20 protein-coding genes and 3 pseudogenes are annotated in these 19,310 nt (G+C 68.0%); 11 read left to right on the top strand and 12 right to left on the bottom strand.

What is annotated here, in order from left to right; all coding sequences use genetic code 11:
• Positions 1 to 74: 74 nt before the first annotated feature.
• Both TU31_RS26315 and TU31_RS26320 read right to left on the bottom strand, forming a co-directional pair.
• The gene (locus TU31_RS26315) at positions 75 to 659 is read right to left on the bottom strand and encodes a DinB family protein (protein ID WP_042158802.1); all 585 of its coding nucleotides are present in this window, start codon (positions 657 to 659) and stop codon (positions 75 to 77) included.
• 349 nt (positions 660 to 1,008) lie between these two features.
• Positions 1,009 to 1,626, bottom strand: a complete 618-nt coding sequence (locus tag TU31_RS26320) for a TetR/AcrR family transcriptional regulator (protein WP_042158803.1) — start codon at positions 1,624 to 1,626, stop codon at positions 1,009 to 1,011.
• 73 nt (positions 1,627 to 1,699) lie between these two features.
• On the opposite strand from TU31_RS26320, the gene TU31_RS26325 reads away from it, so the two are divergent.
• A complete protein-coding gene (locus tag TU31_RS26325) occupies positions 1,700 to 2,176 on the top strand; it encodes a DUF1453 family protein (RefSeq protein WP_042158804.1) in 477 nt (158 codons plus the stop codon).
• Between the two features lie 58 nt (positions 2,177 to 2,234).
• Here TU31_RS26325 and TU31_RS37245 read toward each other — a convergent pair.
• From TU31_RS37245 to TU31_RS26335, 3 genes and pseudogenes are all read right to left on the bottom strand, one after another.
• Positions 2,235 to 2,570 (bottom strand): annotated as a pseudogene (locus tag TU31_RS37245) (transposase); the annotation flags it as partial.
• Positions 2,571 to 2,693: 123 nt separating this feature from the next.
• Complete coding sequence (locus TU31_RS26330; RefSeq protein ID WP_042158805.1) at positions 2,694 to 3,008, bottom strand: hypothetical protein; 315 nt, start codon at positions 3,006 to 3,008, stop codon at positions 2,694 to 2,696.
• A gap of 396 nt (positions 3,009 to 3,404) precedes the next feature.
• Positions 3,405 to 4,256, bottom strand: a complete 852-nt coding sequence (locus TU31_RS26335; RefSeq protein WP_042158806.1) for an oxidoreductase — start codon at positions 4,254 to 4,256, stop codon at positions 3,405 to 3,407.
• A gap of 205 nt (positions 4,257 to 4,461) precedes the next feature.
• On the opposite strand from TU31_RS26335, the gene TU31_RS26340 reads away from it, so the two are divergent.
• The 4 genes and pseudogenes from TU31_RS26340 to TU31_RS26350 form a co-directional block, all read left to right on the top strand.
• Positions 4,462 to 5,334, top strand: coding sequence for a helix-turn-helix transcriptional regulator (locus TU31_RS26340; protein WP_042158807.1), 873 nt, complete (start codon positions 4,462 to 4,464; stop codon positions 5,332 to 5,334).
• A 45-nt stretch (positions 5,335 to 5,379) separates the two neighbouring features.
• Positions 5,380 to 5,706 (top strand): annotated as a pseudogene (locus tag TU31_RS39920) (transposase); the annotation flags it as partial.
• A 38-nt stretch (positions 5,707 to 5,744) separates the two neighbouring features.
• On the top strand, positions 5,745 to 6,134 hold the full coding sequence (locus TU31_RS26345) for a VOC family protein (RefSeq protein ID WP_042158808.1): 390 nt from the start codon (positions 5,745 to 5,747) through the stop codon (positions 6,132 to 6,134).
• A gap of 494 nt (positions 6,135 to 6,628) precedes the next feature.
• A pseudogene (locus TU31_RS26350) lies at positions 6,629 to 7,530 on the top strand (IS630 family transposase); the annotation flags it as partial.
• On the opposite strand, the gene TU31_RS26355 reads toward TU31_RS26350, so the two are convergent.
• Entirely contained in the window at positions 7,508 to 7,975 is a 468-nt protein-coding gene (locus tag TU31_RS26355) for a GNAT family N-acetyltransferase (protein WP_042158987.1), read from the bottom strand. The pseudogene TU31_RS26350 and the gene TU31_RS26355 overlap by 23 nt on opposite strands.
• Before the next feature lie 250 nt (positions 7,976 to 8,225).
• Between TU31_RS26355 and TU31_RS26360 the strand changes: the two genes are divergently transcribed.
• Together TU31_RS26360 and TU31_RS26365 are read left to right on the top strand one after the other, a co-directional pair.
• Positions 8,226 to 8,531 (top strand): hypothetical protein, encoded by a 306-nt coding sequence (locus TU31_RS26360; RefSeq protein WP_042158809.1) that lies wholly within the window; start codon positions 8,226 to 8,228, stop codon positions 8,529 to 8,531.
• Between the two features lie 97 nt (positions 8,532 to 8,628).
• Positions 8,629 to 9,129, top strand: coding sequence for a GNAT family N-acetyltransferase (locus tag TU31_RS26365; protein WP_042158810.1), 501 nt, complete (start codon positions 8,629 to 8,631; stop codon positions 9,127 to 9,129).
• A gap of 65 nt (positions 9,130 to 9,194) precedes the next feature.
• On the opposite strand, the gene TU31_RS26370 is transcribed toward TU31_RS26365, so the two are convergent.
• The 3 genes from TU31_RS26370 to TU31_RS26380 form a co-directional block, all read right to left on the bottom strand.
• Positions 9,195 to 9,920 (bottom strand): hypothetical protein, encoded by a 726-nt coding sequence (locus TU31_RS26370; protein ID WP_219819219.1) that lies wholly within the window; start codon positions 9,918 to 9,920, stop codon positions 9,195 to 9,197.
• A 64-nt stretch (positions 9,921 to 9,984) separates the two neighbouring features.
• Positions 9,985 to 10,917, bottom strand: a complete 933-nt coding sequence (locus TU31_RS37255; protein ID WP_078885957.1) for an aldose epimerase family protein — start codon at positions 10,915 to 10,917, stop codon at positions 9,985 to 9,987.
• 673 nt (positions 10,918 to 11,590) lie between these two features.
• Positions 11,591 to 12,379, bottom strand: coding sequence for a DUF5707 domain-containing protein (locus tag TU31_RS26380; protein WP_042158811.1), 789 nt, complete (start codon positions 12,377 to 12,379; stop codon positions 11,591 to 11,593).
• Positions 12,380 to 13,127: 748 nt separating this feature from the next.
• On the opposite strand from TU31_RS26380, the gene TU31_RS26385 reads away from it, so the two are divergent.
• Entirely contained in the window at positions 13,128 to 13,631 is a 504-nt protein-coding gene (locus tag TU31_RS26385) for a SigE family RNA polymerase sigma factor (protein ID WP_042158989.1), read from the top strand.
• Between the two features lie 231 nt (positions 13,632 to 13,862).
• Here TU31_RS26385 and TU31_RS38785 read toward each other — a convergent pair whose 3' ends face one another.
• On the bottom strand, positions 13,863 to 14,018 hold the full coding sequence (locus tag TU31_RS38785; RefSeq protein WP_158894689.1) for a hypothetical protein: 156 nt from the start codon (positions 14,016 to 14,018) through the stop codon (positions 13,863 to 13,865).
• 341 nt (positions 14,019 to 14,359) lie between these two features.
• On the opposite strand from TU31_RS38785, the gene secY reads away from it, so the two are divergent.
• The gene (gene secY, locus TU31_RS26390) at positions 14,360 to 15,667 is read left to right on the top strand and encodes a preprotein translocase subunit SecY (protein WP_042158813.1); all 1,308 of its coding nucleotides are present in this window, start codon (positions 14,360 to 14,362) and stop codon (positions 15,665 to 15,667) included.
• 97 nt (positions 15,668 to 15,764) lie between these two features.
• Here secY and TU31_RS39925 read toward each other — a convergent pair whose 3' ends face one another.
• Positions 15,765 to 15,965 carry a hypothetical protein gene (locus tag TU31_RS39925; RefSeq protein ID WP_245698730.1) on the bottom strand — a complete coding sequence of 67 codons (201 nt, stop codon included), beginning with the start codon at positions 15,963 to 15,965 and terminating at the stop codon, positions 15,765 to 15,767.
• Between the two features lie 81 nt (positions 15,966 to 16,046).
• Positions 16,047 to 17,009, bottom strand: a complete 963-nt coding sequence (locus TU31_RS26395) for a helix-turn-helix transcriptional regulator (protein ID WP_245698732.1) — start codon at positions 17,007 to 17,009, stop codon at positions 16,047 to 16,049.
• 95 nt (positions 17,010 to 17,104) lie between these two features.
• Between TU31_RS26395 and TU31_RS26400 the strand changes: the two genes are divergently transcribed.
• Together TU31_RS26400 and TU31_RS26405 are read left to right on the top strand one after the other, a co-directional pair.
• Positions 17,105 to 17,857, top strand: a complete 753-nt coding sequence (locus tag TU31_RS26400; protein ID WP_042158816.1) for an alpha/beta fold hydrolase — start codon at positions 17,105 to 17,107, stop codon at positions 17,855 to 17,857.
• A gap of 413 nt (positions 17,858 to 18,270) precedes the next feature.
• Positions 18,271 to 19,310 (top strand): sensor histidine kinase (locus TU31_RS26405; protein WP_042158990.1); only part of this gene is annotated, 1,040 nt, incomplete at its 3' end.

A 19,310-nucleotide genomic window follows, 5' to 3' on the forward strand; every position in this document is an offset into this window, starting at 1 on the left:
ACCAGACGCTTCGATAGATCAGCACCCACGACCGGCAGCATGCCGCACGAACATCAAGTCACGTGAGACAACCTCTAAGCCTTGATGGGTGCGGCCGACCTGGCGGCCTGCTCGATCTTCGCGCAGTAGGCCGCACGGGCTTCCTCGTCGATCTGCTTCTCGAGTTCGGCGCGCAACCCGGTCCGGCCGTCGAGGCCCTCGCGCAGGATATCGGCGTGCCCGGCATGCCGGATGGACTCGCCGAGGACATGGACCATGATGGCGAACAGGTTCGTGTCGGCATAAGGCTCCGGCCACCACGGCACGTGGCCGGGGGCGTCGAGGGGAAGCTCGTTGATCGTCGCGTCCGAGTGTTCCCACGTGTGCCGGTAGAACCCGATGATCTGATCGCGGGTCTCGTCCTCGGTCGCCCACAGATCGCTGCCGTTGGAGTCCTGCCACCGGGGCAGCGGTTCCGGGGAAGGGCGGTCGAAGACCTCGCCGAAGTACCTGGCTTCGACGGTGGCCACGTGTTTGACCAGGCCGAGGAGGTTGGTCCCGGTCGCTGTCAAAGGCCGGCGGGCGTCGTATTCGGACAAGCCGTCGAGTTTCCAGAGCAGCGCCTTGCGGTCCCGCCGCAGTCTCCCGTGCAGGTTGTCTTTCGCGAATTCATCGATCATGCGGCATGAGCCTGCCATGGGCTGTAATGGTTTATCCAGTGCGGCACCCAGGCCATGCACGGAGCCCCTCGCCCAGGGCCTGTCCGGTGAGTCAGACCGTCGTGCGAGTGCGACCGGCCTGCCGGGCTTAGCCCTCATACCAAGCGACTCGGATGTACGGGGGTGACGCCGAGCGTGCTGAGGTCGCGCTGCCTGTGATCATCAGCGAGGGGAGTGAGGGCAGGCGCGCCGGCGGGTAGCGTCGCACCGCGATCCTGCCCTGTGCTGGTCGACAGCCGAAGTGGAGACTGCGGGCTTTTGCCTGCCATGCCGGCAGGGGGGCGAACCGCGAGGAAGCGCCGGCCGGAGGTCAGCTGTCGGCTTTGAGGGCGTCCAGGTGCCGTCGCAGTACCTGCCTGAGCAGCTTGGGCGGATAGCGGTCCGGCAGCAGCGTTGCCTGGAGATTGAGTCCGTCGAGGAGGGCGGCCAGACGCGTGCTTTCCAGTTCGACGTCCAAGCCGTCTGGCAGCCCGCCGGCGCACCTGGCTTCGTGTAGCACGCGCGACATCAGGGTGTGCAGGTTGGCCTGCATTTCTGCGGCGCAGGGCCGTAGTTCGGGGCGGGTGAGCGCTGCGGTGGTGAAGGCGAGCCAGAGTGCGGTCTCCTGGCGGCGGGCCTCGTCCAGGGGGAGGAGCTCGGCCAGGAGCTCTTCTGTTGCGGCCCGGCGGTCGGTGCCGCTGCCGGGAGTCAGGAGTCGCTCGGAGTGGGTGCGGACGCGGTCGCCGATGCGCCGGCTCAGCTCCCTCATCGCGAAGGTCATCAACTCGTCGTGGTCGGCGAAGTAGTGGCGGACCGAGCCGACGGCGAGTCCGGCTTCATCGGCGACGTTGCGCAGCGACGCATGCTCCAGCCCGTGCCGGGCGGCGACGGACAGGACGGCCTGCGCCACTGCCCTGCGGCGGGCCACGGGATCGACGATTTTTGGCACGTTGCCTTTATAGCACGCCCGGGCTAACATCCTTTTTAGCTCAAGCGCGCTATAAAGATTGGGTGGTACCCGCGTGAACCCCTGGCTGCTCGCTGCGATCATCGTGGTGGTCGTGATCGCGGTCGTGATCAAACGGATGATCGGTGAACCGGTCAACGCGAAGGACCTCTTCGTGGCCCCGGCGATCCTGACCGGGATCGGCATCCTGTCCCTCATCAAGAAAACGGATCTGACCGGCACCGACCTCACCTGGGTCATCACGGGCGCCGTCCTCGGTGTGGCACTCGGCGCACTCCGCGGCGCCACCGTTCAGCTCATCGACAAGGGAGGTGTCCTGTGGCAGCGATACACCGGCCGCACTTTCCTCGCCTTGATCGGCTCCCTGGCGGTCACGGCCGGGTTCAATGTCCTGGCAGTGAAGATGGGCATGCACGAGAGCGCACGTCCCCTCCAGCTCGCCATCGGCGTGAGCTTCCTCGGCGAGTCCCTCATGGTGAGCCGCCGCGGCATGACTTCGGGAATCCCGTTCGCCCCGGCACGTACTCGCTGACTCGTTGCCATACCGTGCCCGCACATGTCGGATCCGCTCGGCCGGCACCGTCCGGCGGTCATGAGCGAAGCCGAAGGTGAATAGCAGCGGAAGTCACGATTCCCTGGAAGAGGTACGCCCTCTTGCCGAATCGGGTGGCTACGGCGCGGAAGCCCTTGAGCGCATTGATCGTTCGCTCGACCTCGCTTCGACGCTCATAGATCGCCTTGTCGAAGCCGGCGGGCCGGCCACCCGTACTGCCTCGGCGTCGGCGGTTGGCCCGCCGGTCCTTGCGTTCGGGGATGGTGTGCTTCATTTGGCGCCGCCGCGGATACCGGCGGTTGCGGCGGGAGCTGTGCGCCTTATCGCCACTCAGATGGTCCGGGCGGGTGCGCGGGTGTCCGCCTCTGCCCCTCCTGGTCGGTCAACCTGCTCACACGAACAGGCTCGGTCGCCGCGCCTCCAGCGGTCGGATCAGACGTGACCGCACATCCAACCGCCGTGACCACGACCCGTGCGAACCTTCCTGGTCGGATAGCTACTTCTCGCGCAGAGTCTCGATTTCGGCTGCCAGCACGGCCAGGTCGCGCACGTGCGTGTAGTACCTGGCCGCGTACTCGTCGTCGATCGCCGGGAGAACCTTCTCGAACACCGCCGTCAGCCGGATCAAGCCTTTGCCGCGCTGTTCGTCGAGCGGGCCTTTGAGAACGCCCAGGGCGTAGCCGTAGGTGTCCGCACCGAGCATCACCATGTCCTGGTCCTCGATGTCCAGGCCGCGAAAGCCTGGCGGGAACGGCATGGCCATGTGCTCGGCCATCATTTGCGAGAGCGTGTCGAGCTTCTCTTCGAACATGCGTGAGATCCTGCCGGATCACACCCGGCGGATCAAAGCGGTCACGGCCACTGGTGAGCCACCTGTCAAGGGGGCGCCTGCGCAAGGGAGTTGTTGTAGAACCCTCGTCCTGCGCGCCGCCTTGGCGAGTCCGTACCGCCGTCTTTGCTGACCTCGGGTGGTGGCTGCCGTCCGGGGCGGGCTGTCGCGAGCCCGGTGGCCTGTGCCGTGGCGGAGTGCCGCGGTGGCGCTAGAGGTGAGCCGAGCGGCGCTGGCGCGAACCCGTCGGTTACCAGGAGGCGCTGGGTGGCGTGAACGGCTACGAGCAGGTCCGGCTGTGGTGGACCAAGAGCGGGCCGGCTTGGTGAGGACGGCCGCTGTCGAGGCCCCGCGCTGGGGGCCCGACAGCGAGTGACGTCAGGCGGACCGACTGACGTCGTCGAAATCGGTGGAGGCCGACAGCTCGGCCCATGCCAGCATGTCGCGCTCGAAGGCGTCGCGTCCGGCCTGGACGAGCCGAAGCGCGTCGGTGCCGAGCAGCAGGCGCGTCGGCGGCTGGTCGGCCGCCGCGATGCGCAGCACCGCGGCCGCGGCCTTGTCCGGGTCGCCCGGCTGGTGCCCGCTGCCGTGGATGCGCCGGGCGCGCAGCGGCTCGAACAGCTCGTCATAGTCGGCGATCACACGAGGTGCGCGGATCATCGAGCGGCCGGCCCAGTCGGTCCGGAAACTTCCCGGCTCGACGGCGGTGACATGGATACCGAAATCGGCGACTTCCTTACCGAGCGTTTCGAGGATGCCCTCCACCGCGAACTTGCTGCCGTGGTAGAAGCTGAGGCCCGGCATGGTGATCAGCCCGCCCATCGAGGTGACGGCGATGATGTGGCCCGAACGGCGCTCCCGCATGTGCGGCAGCACGGCCTTGATCACCGCCACGGTTCCGTAGACGTTCACCTCGAACTGACGGCGAAGGTCATCCATCGACGACTCCTCGAAGAGGCCGTCATGGCCGTACCCGGCGTTGGCGACGAGTACGTCGACCGGGCCCAGGTCGCGCTCGGTCTCGTCCACGACCGTGTCCACCGCGTCATGGTCGGTCACGTCCAGGATGCGGGCGTGCGCGTCGCCGGCGAGCGCCTCAAAGGGCCGTGCGTCGGCGGGCGTACGCACCGTGCCCACCACTCGGTGGCCCGCGGCCAACGCCGCGCGCGCGAGTGCGCGGCCCAGGCCGGTGCTGACGCCGGTGATCAGAAATGTCTTGGTGTCCGACACAGGAGTTCCCTTCGTGCGATGCGAACAGAAGCAGACCGGGGCGGTTAGGCCCCGGTCGGTCTCGACACGTTCCACTTCAGCACCGGAATCGGCTGCTGATCGGCTTCCGGGGGGTCCGCTTCGCCCCGGGGGCAGCCGGACCGGGGGACTGCCAGTCCTCCTTTCGCGGGCCGTCGGGGCGATCTTGGGCCGTATCGTGAACGGCATGGACCGCAACACAGCTCTCGGTGAGTTCCTCCGCTCTCGGCGGGCACGGATCACCCCGCGCCAGGCGGGCCTGTCCGACGACGGCGGCTCTCGGCGAGTGCCAGGACTGCGCCGCGAAGAGATCGCGCAACTGGCGGGCGTGAGCGTCGACTACTACGTACGTCTGGAACGCGGACGCCGACTGAACGTCTCCGAGTCCGTGCTGGACGCCATCTCCCGCGCGTTACGACTCGATCCCGTCGAACGCACCCATCTGTTCCAGCTCGCCAAGCCCGCCGCAGGCCGGCCCCGCCGCACGGCGACGCGTCCGCAGCCGGTACGCCCGGGGCTGCGCGACCTGCTCCGGATCCTTGAGCACACCCCCGCTCTTGTGCTGGGGCGTCGACTGGACGTCCTTGCGTCCAACCAGATGGCACGTGCGCTGCTCACCGACTTCGACGCGCTGCCGCACCGCGAGCGGAACCTGGTGCGGTTCATGTTCTGCGACGAGACCGCCCGCTCTCTGTATACCCACTGGGACACCCACGCCCAGGACATTGTCGCCTCGCTCCGTCGCGACGCCGGACGCCATCCCCACGATCCGCTGCTGGCCGAACTCGTCGGCGAACTCTCGGTCAAGGATGAGGACTTCCGCCGCTGGTGGGCCGACCAGAACGTGTATCGGCACACGCATGGCAGCAAACACTTCCACCACCCGATCGTCGGCCCGCTGACCCTCCATTACGAGTCCCTCACCCTGCCCGCCGACCCGGACCAGCGGCTGAGTGTCTACACCGCCGAGGCAGGCTCCAGCTCCGAAGAGGCGCTTCGGCTACTGGCCGCGTGGATACGGCACCCCGAGACCTCGCACGGCCAGCACGCAGATCATTAGACGCCCGTCCTCGTCGTCGCTGCGGCATGATGCGCCGATCAAGTCAAGCTCCACGCGGACAAGGGCTACGACTACGACCACCTGCGCAGATGGCTCCGTAAGAGGGGCATCCGCCACCGCATTGCCCGTAAGGGCATCGAGCCCTCCGCACGACTGGGCCGTCACCGCTGGGTCGTCGAGAGGACGGTCTCCTGGCTGGCTGGCTGGCTGGATGGATGCCGGCACCTGCATCGCCGCTACGAACGCAAGGCCGAGCACTTCCTCGCCTTCGTCGGTACGGCCGCAGCTCTCATCAACTACCGCCGACTCGCTGGGTGGACAACAACGACTAGGATCTACCGGGACATCGCGTGTCGGTCACCGGCTGGGTGAGGCATGGAGGTGTCGGGAGGTGCCTTCGGAGGCATTCCTTGTCAGTTGAGTTGAACCACACGATCGTCCACGCCCGGGACAACCGGGAGTCCGCCCAGTTCTTCGCGGACCTGCTGGGTCTTGAGATCACCGCGGAGTGGGGCCCGTTCATCGCGGTCGGCCTGAGCAACGGCGTCACGCTGGACTTCGCCACGATCCCCGCGGACCAACTCGCCATGCAGCACTACGCCTTCCTGGTCTCCGAGGAGGAGTTCGACGCGGCGTACGCGCGGATCAGCGAGCGCGGCATTGAGCACTACGCCGACCCGCACCGGCAACAGCCCGGAGCGATCAACCACAACGACGGCGGCCGCGGGGTGTACTTCATGGACCCGGCGGGCCACGCCATGGAGCTGATCACCGTGCCGTACGGCGGCTGGACCTCGTAAGCACATGCGCCGAGTGCCGCACCCCAGCCCGGGGTGCGGCCCGGCGGCCCAGGTTCTGTCTCTTTGGTTACGTGAACGAAGCCAGGAGGTTCAGGTCGCGACAGTAGACCCTCCGGTCGGGCGGCTTCGGTGTCGACTGGCCGGCCGGCTAAAGGCGATGACGGCGACCGGTACGCAGACCAGCGGGAAGAGGCAGCCGACAGTGAGTGCACGAGTGATGCCTTCGGCAAGGGCGTCGTAGAGACGCGCTGACGCGTCCTCGGCCGCTTGGCTCGCCTGCGAAAGCCGCAAGGCGACGACTGACTGCATGACAGAGGTCCCCACGGCCGAAGCCAGGCCGTACACGCCTACCCATTGAGCGGAACCCAGCGCAGCGGCACCCAGGCCGAGGGCCGCAGCTGGTGCTGTGACCGCATAGGTTGGCCGGGGTGATGGCCGTGGCGGTCGGATGTGCGGTGACGTCCGTTCCGACCACTGGGAGGTGTGGTGGCCGAGCGGGAGGCCGCCCCCGCCTGCTCAGCGGTGACGACGAGGACTTCGTCATCCAGACGGCCACTACTCGCCCCACAAGCTCGGTCAGCCCTTCACCCGCTGGTCGATCCGTAAACTTGCCGCCTACCAGCGCCGCGTGCGCGGACGTGTTATCCGTATCAGCCGTGAGGCTTTACGGTGTCTGCTCCTGCGTCGCGGCATCTCCTTCCAGCGCACCAAGACCTGGAAGGAGTCCCGCCCTTGAGCGTGACGCCAAGCTGGACCGCATCGAGCACGTCCTGGAGCACTTCCCGACCGGGTGTTCGCGTTCGATGAGTTCGGCACGCTGGGTATCCGGCCCACCCAAGGATCCTGCTGGGCGAAGCAGGGCAAGCCCAACCGTCTGCCGGCGACCTTCCGTCGCACCCAGGGTGTCACTTACTTCCACGGCTGCTACGCCGTCGGCGACGACCGGCTGTGGGGCGTCAACCGGCGCCGCAAAGGCACCGCCAGCAGCCTGGCCGCACTGAAGTCGATCCGCGCCGCACGGTCCGACGGCGCCCCGATCTACATCATCCTGTACAACCTTTCCGCGCACACCGGCGCGGTCATCCGTCGCTGGGCGAAGAAGAACAAGGTCGACCTGTGCTTCACCTCGACCTACGCCTCATGGGCCAACCCGATCGAGGCGCACTTCGGCCCGCTGCGGCAGTTCACCCTGGCCAACTCCCACCACCGCAGCCACCCCGCGCAGACCCAGGCCCTGCGCCGCTACCTGCGCTGGCGCAACACCAACGCCCGCCACCGCGACATACTCGCCGCACAGCGCAAGGAACGCGCCCACATCCACAGCGAGAAGGGCATCCGCTGGGGAGGGTCGTCCGCTTCCAGCAACAGCTTGATCAGACAGGGACTTCAAATATGAGTTCGAGGCCGTCTTCCTCGTCCCATTGCTCTCCGACCTCGACGAAGCCAAATCCAGAAATCGTGGCCAGGGATGCCGTGTTGTCAGGACTGATCGCCACGCGCACGGTCCTGACTCGGGCTTCTGCAACGGCCCGACGTACCAATGCGGTCAGTATCGCTCTGGCGTAGCCCTGACGACGGTAGAGGGGGATCACCGAATAGCCGAGCTCCACCATGCCCGCCTCATCCGGCGGCCCATGGAACCCGGCATAGCCCACGACGGCACCTTCCGGCTCGGCTACCACGATCTGCGTGAGCCACCCCGCGCAACCCGGGTCCGAGGTCAGCTGGTTGTCCCGGTACTGCCACACCCACTTTGCCGTGTCGGTGATGAAGTACTCGGTGAGAGCGACACCTGCTTCGGCACTGGCTTGAGCCAGGTCGTCCTTCAGCAAGGCGACCATGGTCGTGCTCGATAACTCAACGAATCGCACGGACTTCCCCCTCGTGGAGGCTGGGGTCCGGCGCTCGGCTTTGTCTGACACAGCGGGAATCTTCGTGGCGCGTCCAGGAGGTGTCCAACGGTTTTCACACCGGCCCATGCATACCCCGGCCAGATTGCGGCCCCGTCCCATCGACCTTAGCCGCGCCCCGGTGAACCTTCCCGGTCCACGTCACTCAGATCGCCCCGCCCCCCACGAACATGAATGATCAATGAGGCTGGCCCGTCCCACCGACCCATCAGACACGCTCCAGTTGGGCGTGCCCTATGTGACGATTCGGCCGTCGGAAGGGTGCGAGTACTGGTCCGTGGTCGTGGACGACGACTTGTGGGATGCCGGCGGCGCAGGATGCGCCTGTACGGACGGCGGGCCGTGGACCGCCCCTGCGGTGCTGACCGGGGCCGTGCCCGCCGCGTTCGACGAGTGGCGCACTGCCCGGAAGACCTCAACTCCTACGATCCGACACGATCCGACACGGGTGTTCTCCAACACCTTCCTCGACACCCTGTTGCCCTGAGGGCGCCCCGGGGCCCGGCGCCGCCCCCCTGACGCCGGCGTCGTACCGTGCGGATACGGAGTTGCTGACGGTGCCCCTTCCGGGGAAGTCTCCGTGCATGATCGAGTTGGTGGTACTGACACCGGATGACTGGGGCAGCTGGCGCGAGCTCAGGCTGGCCGCGCTCGCCGAGGCGCCGTACGCCTTCGGGTCCACGCTGGCGGACTGGCAGGGTGACGGCGACCGGGAGGAGCGGTGGCGCTCCCGGCTGAGCATTTCCGGCTCGCACAACCTCCTCGCGCTGTGGGACGGGGAACCGGCCGGGATGGTCAGCGGTGTCCCCGGCCCGCGGGACGGCGTCGTCGAGTTGATCTCCCTGTGGGTCGCCGAGAAGGCCAGGGGGCGCGGTGTGGGCGACCGGCTGGTCGAGGCGGTCGTGGGGTGGGCCGAGCGGGAGCGGGCCGAGGTGGTGGAGCTCGCGGTGACGCCCGGGAACGCACCCGCGGTCGCGCTGTACCGGCGCCATGGATTCGCAGACACCGGACAGCTCGGCGACGTGCTGCCGGACGGCGGCCGGGAGAACGTCATGGCCCGACGCCTCTCCCTCAGCCCGGGCTGAGGGACCGTTCCACCGCTCCGCCGGTAGCCGCGGGGTTCCCCGTGGCCACCGGCGGGCGGGGCGGCTCAGTCGAGCTTGCAGGCTTCGGAGGCCGGCTGTTCCTTGGCGAGGAATATCGTCTGGGCCATCATCTTGTAGCCGCTGATTCGCTCGCGGAACGTCTCGACGGACTCCTCGGGGTGCACCGAGTCGATGACGGCGTGCGGGCCGTGCGCGTTGAACTGGTGGCTGACGCCGCGCGGGATCTGCATGTCCGCCCAGGAGTTCTCCGGGACGACCAGGTTGTAGCGGGTGCGGTGCACGCCGTCGGGGGCGTCGGAGGCGGCGTCCTCGAAGACCTCCGGCCGGAACGGCGTGACGCCCTCGATGTGGGTCACGTCGATGGGCGAGAGGCTGGACACCCGGATGCGGGTGCCGGGGCCGGTCATCATGCGTACGAAGCGCAGCCCGGTGTGCAGGTGCATCCGGGAGCAGATGTCCCGGTCGATGACGTCGTAGAAGTCCATGAGGTAGCGGTCGGCGAAGAACCCGTCGAAGGGGGCGTCCAGCATGTAGACGTCACCCTCCTCGAAGGTCTGGGCGCGCTGGATGCCGTCCCTGTCCTGGGTGGTCGCGGCCGGGGTGTGGTGCGCGGCGCGTACCACACCGCCCAGGGCGTCGGTGATGGCGAGGGAGATTTCGGCGGGCAGTTGGATGACGGGTGTGACATGACATCGGCCCGGGTCGCTGAAGTCCACCACGTCATGGACTTCGTTCTCGTCGTCGGGGGTGAACTTCATGAACTCGGTCATGCGAACTCCTTGTGCGATCGGTGCAACCGGCTCGGGTCCCTTGTCCCTTACCGAGAAGGGGACTTCACGGCGCGGTAGTTGGTGCGGCAGGGAGCCGGCGTCCTGGAGCAGGACCCCACTCGCACTTGACGTAGGACGGCTCGATGTCGTGGTCCGCCGGGGTGCGTCCGGTGCCCTTGAGGGCGGTGGTGATCGCGTCCGGCGCGTAGGAGCGGCTGCGCAGGGTCTGGTTCACCCGGTACGCCCCGCCGTCGTCGGTGTCGCCGTGGCGCAGCAGGTGGACAGCGCCTTCGCCGACCAGCGCGCGGCTGCGTTCGAGACGGCGCTCCGGGACCGGCAGGCCGTACAGCTCGGCCGTGTGGAGGTCTGAGGCGCGCAGCAGTGTGTGGACTTCCTCGGCGCTCTCAGCCGTTTCCAGGCGGGGGCCGGCGCGGGATGCGAGGTCATGTGGGATGCCGTTCGTGTGGGGGGAGGGCCCGGGGTGCGGTAGGGGTGTGCGGTCAGCGACGGAGAACGCGTAGCGCGTGGTGGCGGTGTAGGTCTGCCCCGGATCCAGCCGGGCGGAGGGGAAGTCCGGGCGGTTGGGGGCGCGGGCCAGGGCCGGGTGGAGGCACGGTCCGGCGCGGGGCGGGTGGAGGCCGTCGCCGGTGGAGACGCCCATGCCGGTCTGGTCCGTGGACAGGCACAGCTGCCGTCCGGAGTCCGGGTTTCGTGGAGGTCGGCCGCCCAGGTGTGCGGCGTGTCGAGCACGTAGAAGTTGTCCAGCCGCAGGCCGTCGACCGGGGCGTTGCCAGTGAGGTGGAGCGGGGTGCCGGCGACCGGGGCCGGTGGGCCCGGGCAGCGGGACCTGGTCCTCGTCGAACCGCAGGACGCGGGCGGCGTTGACGGCGACGTGGTGGCCGTCGACGGGCCGGTGCGCGCCGGGGCCGGCCAGGTTCCAGAAGGCGTGGTTGGTCAGGCCGACCACCGTGGGGGCGGTGGTGGCCTGGAAGGCGATCGTTCGCCCCGTAGGTCCAGACCACCACGACTTCCGTGCCGTTGCCGAGGGTGTATGCGTTCACCGCACAGCAGCGTGTGCGCGTAGTCGAGTACTTCACTCTCGGTCAGCGCAAGGCCGTCTTTCATGTCTCACCTGTCCTGGGTAGATGTTCCACCGGCACGGGACGACGTGTGCGCCGGCCTCGCGGTATCGGCCGTTGCTGCGTCCGCCCTGGGGAAGATCGCCACTGCGCGATGAACGTAACGCGGCCGGATCACCGCACGGGTAACTACAGCGCCACCCTTCCGGCAATTGGTCCGCCCCGTTGAACGGATACTTCCGAATGGCCCGCCAAGTGAGGCCAATGGACCGGCAATTACCGCAGGGTGGGCGCGACGCAAGGCCCGCGTGATTGGTGTCTGGCGGTCACCGCACGCCGGTGCCGAGAGGAGACCTTGTGGCATCGCGTCCCACCATCGAGCGCACCACCGTCGGTGTTGCGCCCGCCCGCGCCGGGTACTCCGCCGCCGCGGTGGAGTCCTACGGACCATCCCCGCGCGTGCGGGGAGCAGCCGTCGGAGCCATCGCCGGTCTCGCCCTGCGAGGGACCATCCCCGCAGGCGCGGGGAGCAGCCGATGACGGTGTTCGCGAAGATGTCGCCGTCGGGAGGATGGATGACCCTCCCGAGGGTTACTTCACGTCGACGTAGTCCGCCGCGGAGGCGACCGCCGGGGTGGTGGACGTGCCTGCGAAGGAGTAGCGGAAGTAGCCGTCCGCCGTGGCCTTCGTCGTCGTCCTCAGGTTGCCCTTGCTGTCCGTCGTGACGGTCTTGAGGGTCTTGTAGGTGCTGGTTCCTTTCTTCTTGAACTGGAGCTTCACCGGCTGCTTGGTGTAGCCCCCGTACTTGTAGGTCTCCCAGCTAGCGCGGGTCAGGGCGCCTGCGACGGTGATCGTCTTGTTCTTCTTCACCGGTTCCGGCGAGGCGTTGACCCACAGCCTGGAGTTGCGCAGGACCTTCGCCTTCGCGGCGGAATCCTTGGTGATGTAGTCACCGTCGTTGGCCAGGACGTGGGCTCTCACGGTCCAGGTACCGGCCGTGATGTTGTCCTGGAGCTGGATGCGCGGGTTGATTTTCAGCGTGTAGGTGCAGGTGGTCGTGGTGAAGCTCTGGCGCACGCACTTGCCCGCGATGTTGTCAGGCATAACGAGACCGTAATAGTCGCCGTTCGGCAGGGGCGTGTGCCACATGACCGGGAAGGTCCTTCCGACCTCGATTCCCGAGTCGTCCGTGGCGGTCACCGCGATGGTGAACGTCTTCACGTCCGTGGTCCCCACGACGATGTCCTTCCCTCCGTTGACGACCACCTTCGTGATCTTGATGTCACCCGAGAAGTCATCCGCCTGGGCGGCCGCCGGAATCGTGAGCGCGGACAGGGCGAGGGCCCCGGCGAAGCCTGCCACGGTGGTGCGGTGATGCATGAAGGCGTTTCCCCATGTTCCAGCGCCTCAGGAACGTCCCAAGGCGGAGCTGACAATGCCCACCCAGAACGGGGGTGGCACGGACATGACCATCAGCTCGCAGGAATGGTTGCCCATCGATCACACGGCTGCCAGGACGAGCGCGGGCTCACGCCATCTTCCGGCCTCGGTTTACTGGTGTGCTCTCGTATTCAATGTCACCAGTTCACCGAGGAACCCAGCCTGTTGGTGACCGCGTGTGATCGCCAGCGGCGTATCGGCCCCATGTCCCGCCGGCCTCTCTGATGAGGCGGCTGGTGGACTTGTCGTGGTAACCGAGAGCGTCCGCGACGACGAGGCCGGGTAGTTCGAGGAGTTGCTGCCGGAGGGCGACGGCGCCGCGGGCAGCAGCGGCCGGGACCCCGACCTCGTTCAGGAGCGCGGACAGGTGGTTGGGGCGAAACGGCTGGCCCGCCCGGCGCCCGGGAAAGAGCCGGCGGGATGCAGGGTTGGTAGCGGTTGTCTCACGGGCCCCTGGCACGGACAAGGACGCCGTTGTGCTCGTGTTCGCCGAGGCTTGCACACAGGCGATTGACAGGGCGAAAGGTCCCGACAGGTACGACGACTGGTGATCGTTGAGGGGGTTCTCCACCGACAGGTGGCGAGACCCCTCCTAGTGAGCCATGTCACTTGTCGGGGGTGCATAGCGGGGCAGGGGCCAGTGTCTTTATCCAGGGTGTAGGGGCGTGTTGAGGTGAGGGGGACGTTGATGGGGCAGTTGCGGGCCGATGAGTTCGACCGGTTCGTGGCGGCTCGGTGGTCGGCGTTGCTTCACCTGGCGCGGCTGTTCACCGGAGGAGACCGGCACCGGGCCGAGGACCTGCTGCAGGAAGCGCTCGTCAAACTGTGGTTTGCCTGGCCGAAGGTGGCCAAACAGGCGCCCGAGGCGTATGTGCGCAAGGTCTTGGCCCGTGCCGCGGCTCGCTCGGCACGGCGTCGCTGGTGGGGCGAGCACCCCGTGGACCAGCTGCCCGATCCGCCCGAGGTGGCAGATGAGACCGCTGCGGTGGACGAACAGAACCGGTTGGAGGCCGTGTTGGCGTTGCTGCCGGCGCGGCAGCGGGCTGCGGTGGTGCTGCGCTACTACCAGGACCTGCCCGAGCGGGATGTCGCGGAGGTGCTGGGCTGTCCGGTGGGTACCGCCCGTTCACTGACGGCACGCGGCGTTGCACGGTTGCGTCAGCTTCTGGCTGAGGCAGAGCCGGTGGAGTGAAGAGGGAGCTATGGATCACTTCGAGCAGGAGCTGGCGCGGATGATGCGCGACACCCAGGAGGACACGCTCTATGAAGACCGGCACCGAGACCGACTGCACGCCGGCGTGCGCGCACGTCGGCGGGCGCGAGCGGCCTGGACGGCCACCGGATCCGTGCTGACCGTTGCCGGACTGGGAGTCGGACTGATGGTCCTGCCAAGCTCCTTCGCTCAGGACGGCCCCAGCGGCCCTCAGCACCGCCGCGGCACTCCTGCGGAGTCGGTCCCGATGCCGTCGACGCCCCGCCCCGCGCCCAGTGCCACGGCGCCGAAGCCGACTTGCACGTCAACCGCCCGGTCGGTGCCGATGCCGTACCACCTCTCGACCGCCGCGCCTTCGATGCCCACCCGTACCTCACCCCTCAAGCCAGTTCCGATGCCGACCTGCACCTCAAATACCGGTCCGGTTCGGACGCCGACACCAACCTCGACCGCCAGGTAGCGCCCTGGCCGCGTTCAAGCCGTCCGATGGATGTGTACGGAAGCCCAGTGTTCGTACACCTGGGCGAGAGGGAGACGGCGACTTCGTTTGCGCGCGCACCGCGCCCTGGGCAACCAAGTCGGCCACGGGCTCTGCCTCGGATCCCGCCGAGCGGGCGAGCTCCGCACAGTACAGCCGCTAGATATTCGTCGACCCTCAAGACCGTCGCCTCCCGGCCCTGAAAGTGGCGGGAGGCGCAGGAGGCACCGTGCTCACCGCGTTCGCCCGAGCGTTCAAGACGCCCGACCTGCGCAAGAAGCTGCTGTTCACATTGGGCATCATCGTGCTCTACCGGATCGGAGTGCATATCCCGGCCCCAGGGGTGAACTACGCGAACGTTGAGTTCTGCATGGAGCGGCCCCACGCCAACAGCGGGTTGTTTGGCCTGGTGAACATGTTCAGCGGTGGTGCGCTGCTGCAGATCACGATCTTCGCGCTGGGGATCATGCCGTACATCACGGCGAGCATCATCCTCCAGCTGATGACCGTGGTGATCCCGCGGCTGGAGGCCCTCAAGAAGGAGGGTCAGTCCGGCCAGGCGAAGATCACCCAGTACACCCGCTATCTGACCGTGGCGCTCGCCGCCCTGGAGGGCACCGGTCTGGTGGCCGCCGCCCGCGCCGGTACGCTCTTCCCGGGCTGCACGCGCCAGATCGTGCCCAGCGGCTCGGTCTCCATCACCATCACGATGGTGATCACGATGACCGCCGGTACCTGCCTGACCATGTGGTTCGGTGAGCTGGTCACCGCCCGCGGTATCGGCAACGGCATGTCGATCCTGATGTTCATCTCGATCGCCGCCCGCTTCCCGGGCGCGCTGTGGCAGGTCAAGCTCGAGGGCGAGCTCGCCGACGGCTGGATCGAGTTCTTCGCGGTGATCGCGGTGGGCCTGGCGATGGTCGCCCTGGTGGTCTTCGTCGAGCAGGCTCAGCGGCGCATTCCGGTGCAGTACGCGAAGCGCATGATCGGGCGCCGGTCCTACGGCGGAACGTCCACCTACATCCCGCTCAAGGTGAACCAGGCAGGTGTGATTCCTGTCATCTTCGCGTCATCGCTGCTCTCCATCCCGCCGCTCATCGCACAGTTCAGCGGATCGAAGGCGGCATGGGCGACATGGCTCGCCACCAACTTCAGCAAGGGGGACCGTCCCGTATACATCGCCGCGTACTTCCTGCTGATCGTGTTCTTCGCCTTCTTCTACGTGGCCATCAGCTTCAACCCCGAAGAAGCCGCCGACAACATGAAGAAGCACGGTGGCTTCATCCCGGGCATCCGGGCTGGTCGCCCGACGACCGAGTACCTCAGCTACGTGCTCAACCGGATCACGTGGCCGGGCTCGCTGTACCTGGGGCTGATCGCGCTCGTACCCACAATGGAGTTGGTGCTCTTCAACGCGAACCAGAACTTCCCGTTCGGCGGGACAAGCATCCTCATCATCGTGAGTGTGGGCCTGGAGACCGTGAAGCAGATTGAGAGCCAGCTTCAGCAGCGCAACTACGAAGGATTCCTCCGCTGATTCTTCGAGGTGGGTGGATCACTCCGGGACCGGTGATCCGGAGGTGTGGGGTGGCGAAGAGTATGCGGTCTCAACAGCTTGCCGCGTCCCTGGGCCTTCATGCGGTTCCGGCGAAGGACGAGGGGCTGCGGTCGAAGGTGAAACGCCTGGTGGAGCGGGGTGGGTGCTCCAGGTGCTGCCGGGGGTGTTCACCCAGCTCGGGGCGTCGGCCGGCTGAAGGCGTCTGCATGGCGGGCAGCGTCTCGTAGTCGCGCACCAGGCAGCGTGAGCGCATCAGCAAGCTCTGAGTGCGCTTCACCACCCACCTGCGCGGCAGCACCACCTCGTGTCGTCGGTGCCTGCGCACCGGCGACCGCCTCGCCGGCCTCCACGGCCTGATCTACTTCGGAGTGCCCTCCGCCGGTCGTTCGGCGGCGGCCGTGAGCCGTTGGGCCAGGTCTTTGAGTGATTGGCGCAGTTGGTCGGGGCTGTGGACGGTGAACGGCCATTCCAGGGAGGCCAGCAGGCGCGCCACGCTGTCCAGCTGTGCGGCCTGCGCGCGCATCAGTACGCCGATGGGTGTGGTGGTGAGGGTGGCGATCGTGCGGGGCAGCCGGCGCGCGATGTCCTCGATGGGGCCCTCGATCAGTACCTCGACCTGCCACGGTGCGGGTGTCCGGGCCAGGGACGCGGTGAGGTGGGTAACCGGGTCGAAGTCGTCGGGGGTGGTGAACGTTGCTGCGCTGGGCGTGGCGGATGCGATCCGGTCGATGCGAAAGGTGCGCAGGCTGTCACGGAGGTGGTCGTGACCGACGAGGTACCAGCACCCGGAATGGAAGACCACGCCGTACGGGTCGACATCGCGCTCTGTGTGTTCCTGGTGCCAGGAGCGGTAGCGCAGGCCGACGGTGTGACCGGAGTGGCATGCCTGCGCCAGGGTCAGCAGGACGCCTGCTTCGGGGGCCTGCGCGAGCACGGTGTTGGCGGTGAAGGACAAGGTGTTCCGCATGGCGGCCAACGGTGCACGCAGAGAGTCCGGGAGGACGCGTTCGAGCTTGGCAAGGGCGCCGGCGCCGGCGGGAGCGGTGGTGCTCATCCCCAGACGCTCCCCGGCGAGCAGGCCCAGCATGACCACGAGGGCTTCTTCGTTGGTGAGCATCAGCGGTGGCATCCGGTAGCCGCGGGCCAGCCGGTAGCCACCGAAGCGGCCTCGGTCTGATTCCACCGGGATGCCCAGCTCGCGCAGGCGTGACGCGTAGCGCCGGACCGTGCGCACGTCGGTCCCCAGACGGTCCGCCAGCTGTGCACCGGTCAGTCCTGGGTGTGTCTGGAGGAGTTCCAGCAGGGCCAGTACGCGCGTCAAGGGGTATGACATGGATCACTCGGCATTTCAGGGCGGAAACTGTCCTGTATGGACTCTACTCTCGCCACAACCCCTGAAATCCAAGGAGAAATCGCATGGCTACCTTCGTACTCGTTCCTGGTGCCTGGCTCGGAGCCTGGGCGTGGGAGGCCACTGCCCATGCCCTGCGGGAGCGTGGGCACACGGCGCTGCCGGTGACGCTGACCGGCCTGGGCGAACGATCCGCCCTCGCCACCCCGGAGGTGGGCCTGGACACTCACATCGACGACATCACCGCGTTCGTCGTGGAGCAGGACCTGCGCGATGTCACCCTCGTGGCGCACAGCTACGCGGCGGTCCCCGTCACCGGCGCTGCGGGCCGCCTCGGACCGCGGCTGGAACGCCTGGTCTATCTCGACAGCGCTCCCTTCGCGGAGGGCACGTGCCTGCTCGACGTCATGTCGGGCGACGTGGTGGACCAACTGCACCGGCAGGTGGCCGAGCACGGAGACGGATGGCGGCTGCCCTTGCCGCCCTTCGAGCTTCTCAGCACGTTCAGCACCCTCGAAGGGCTCGACGAGGACCAGCTCGACCTGATGCGCACCCGGGCCACGTCCCAGCCTTTTTCCACCTTCGAACAGCGGCTGGTCCGGACTGATGAGCTCGGCCCTGACGTCGACCGTGTGGTGGTCGCCTGCCACGACGCCAAGGCCCTACTGGATGCTGGGATGCCGACGCTGGCCTTCCTCAACCAGCCGCCGTGGCGGCGCTTCCATCTGCCCACCGGGCATTGGCCCATGCTGTCCACACCCGTCGAACTCGCCAAGACCCTCGACGCAGTCGTCTCTTCCGGAGGCTCCGGGTTCTGACAGCCATGACCTGCTCCGCTGCATGCCCTGCGCGTCGTGGATCGCCTGTCATGCCCCCTCGCACAGCAGGGCGGCGGCCACGGAGGTGCCAAGCGCTTGGGGATGGGCGGGCCCGCCTCAGTCGAGGGCGTTGAGAACGGTCTTGTCGTCCGGGTGAAGGCGGCTGGCCGGGTCGCCGAGCGCACGCGACCAGGGCCTCGCCTGCCAGACGGATCCCGGCGGCGTTAAGGGCGCCGGTACTTCGGCGGTTTGGAGCGTGGCGGGCCTGTACGCCGGCCGGGCCGCGTCCGGCCCTCACCTCGTGCGTACCCGTTGCCGCTCCGCCTCTCGTCAGGGCATCTGTCTTTTGGCATAGGCGGGGTCGCCCCCAAGGAGCAGGGAAGCCCTGCTGCGGGGGCGTGATAATCGGCGCTATGTCGTTCAGCGCTCCGCCCGTCACCCAGAACCGCCCGGCCCGAAGCCTCTTTGCGGGGCCCGAGGAGTGCGGGTGGCGGCTGTGGAGAGCGGTGGGCGAGGCGGTCGCGGCCGGGGCGCTGGTGCTGCTCGTGTGCCGGGGCGGCGAGGCGGTGAGCTACCTCAGGTTGGAGGGCGGGGCGGCGGCCCTCGGGCTCATCGGCGTCGCGGTGGCGCTGGTGTTGGTGCGGCGCCGGTTCCCGGGGGCCGGCGTGGTCGGGCTGGCGGCGCTGATGGGGGTCGTGCCCGCCGTGGCGCCGCTGACCGCGGTGGTCGCCTACACCGCGGCCCGGCAGATTCAGATGTCGCGGCGCCATGCCGGGCTGCTGTTCGCGGCGGTCGCCTCGGCACCGGTGACCTGCGTGGTGTTCGCGCCCTGGATGGGGTTTTCCAGATGGGAGTTCGGTCTCGCCGTTGGTGCGGTGCTCGCCACCATCACGGTCGTCGTGCCGGGGCTGGTCGGCGTCGCCGCGGGGCAGCAGGACCGGCTGCTGCGGGCGTTGCGAGAGCGCGCCGCCGCCGCCGAGGAAGCGCGACGGCTGGCGGACAGTGAATCCCGGATGCGTGAGCGGTCGCGGATCGCCGCGGAGATGCACGATCTGGTGGGGCACCGGCTGAGCCTGGTCTCCCTGCACGCGGGCGGGCTGGAGATGGCGCTGCTCAAGGAGGCGCCCGCGCTGCGGGAGGAGGCCGCGCTGGTGCGGAGTGCCACGCGCGATGCGATGCAGGAGCTGCGAGCGGCGCTGGGGGTCCTCGGCCCGCTGGCGAGGGACCCCGGTACGGATGCGCTGACCGATGCGACAGGCACCCGCGCGGACATCGAGGCGCTGGTCGAGGAGTCGCAAAGCGGCGGTATTCCCGTTGCCTTCACCTGGGAGGGGGCGGATCTGGACGCTCGGCCGGCCCGGGTGCGGCGGGCGGTGCACCGCGTGGTGCGCGAGTCGCTCACCAACGTTCATCGGTATGCGACCGGGGCGCATGTGACCGTCGCCGTCCGCCA

The organism is Streptomyces lydicamycinicus (assembly GCF_000829715.2).
Classification (GTDB): Bacteria; Actinomycetota; Actinomycetes; order Streptomycetales; family Streptomycetaceae; genus Streptomyces; species Streptomyces lydicamycinicus.

Coding starts and splice junctions, on each gene's coding strand:
- TU31_RS26370 (WP_219819219.1), bottom strand. CDS start 9,920: ATGACCGAGTTCATGAAGTTCACCCCCGACGACGAGAACGAAGTCCAT.
- TU31_RS26355 (WP_042158987.1), bottom strand. CDS start 7,975: ATGGTCGCCTTGCTGAAGGACGACCTGGCTCAAGCCAGTGCCGAAGCA.
- TU31_RS26385 (WP_042158989.1), top strand. CDS start 13,128: ATGGGGCAGTTGCGGGCCGATGAGTTCGACCGGTTCGTGGCGGCTCGG.
- TU31_RS26360 (WP_042158809.1), top strand. CDS start 8,226: ATGAGGCTGGCCCGTCCCACCGACCCATCAGACACGCTCCAGTTGGGC.
- TU31_RS26340 (WP_042158807.1), top strand. CDS start 4,462: ATGGACCGCAACACAGCTCTCGGTGAGTTCCTCCGCTCTCGGCGGGCA.
- TU31_RS26365 (WP_042158810.1), top strand. CDS start 8,629: ATGATCGAGTTGGTGGTACTGACACCGGATGACTGGGGCAGCTGGCGC.
- TU31_RS26315 (WP_042158802.1), bottom strand. CDS start 659: ATGATCGATGAATTCGCGAAAGACAACCTGCACGGGAGACTGCGGCGG.
- TU31_RS26380 (WP_042158811.1), bottom strand. CDS start 12,379: ATGCATCACCGCACCACCGTGGCAGGCTTCGCCGGGGCCCTCGCCCTG.
- TU31_RS26400 (WP_042158816.1), top strand. CDS start 17,105: ATGGCTACCTTCGTACTCGTTCCTGGTGCCTGGCTCGGAGCCTGGGCG.
- TU31_RS26330 (WP_042158805.1), bottom strand. CDS start 3,008: ATGTTCGAAGAGAAGCTCGACACGCTCTCGCAAATGATGGCCGAGCAC.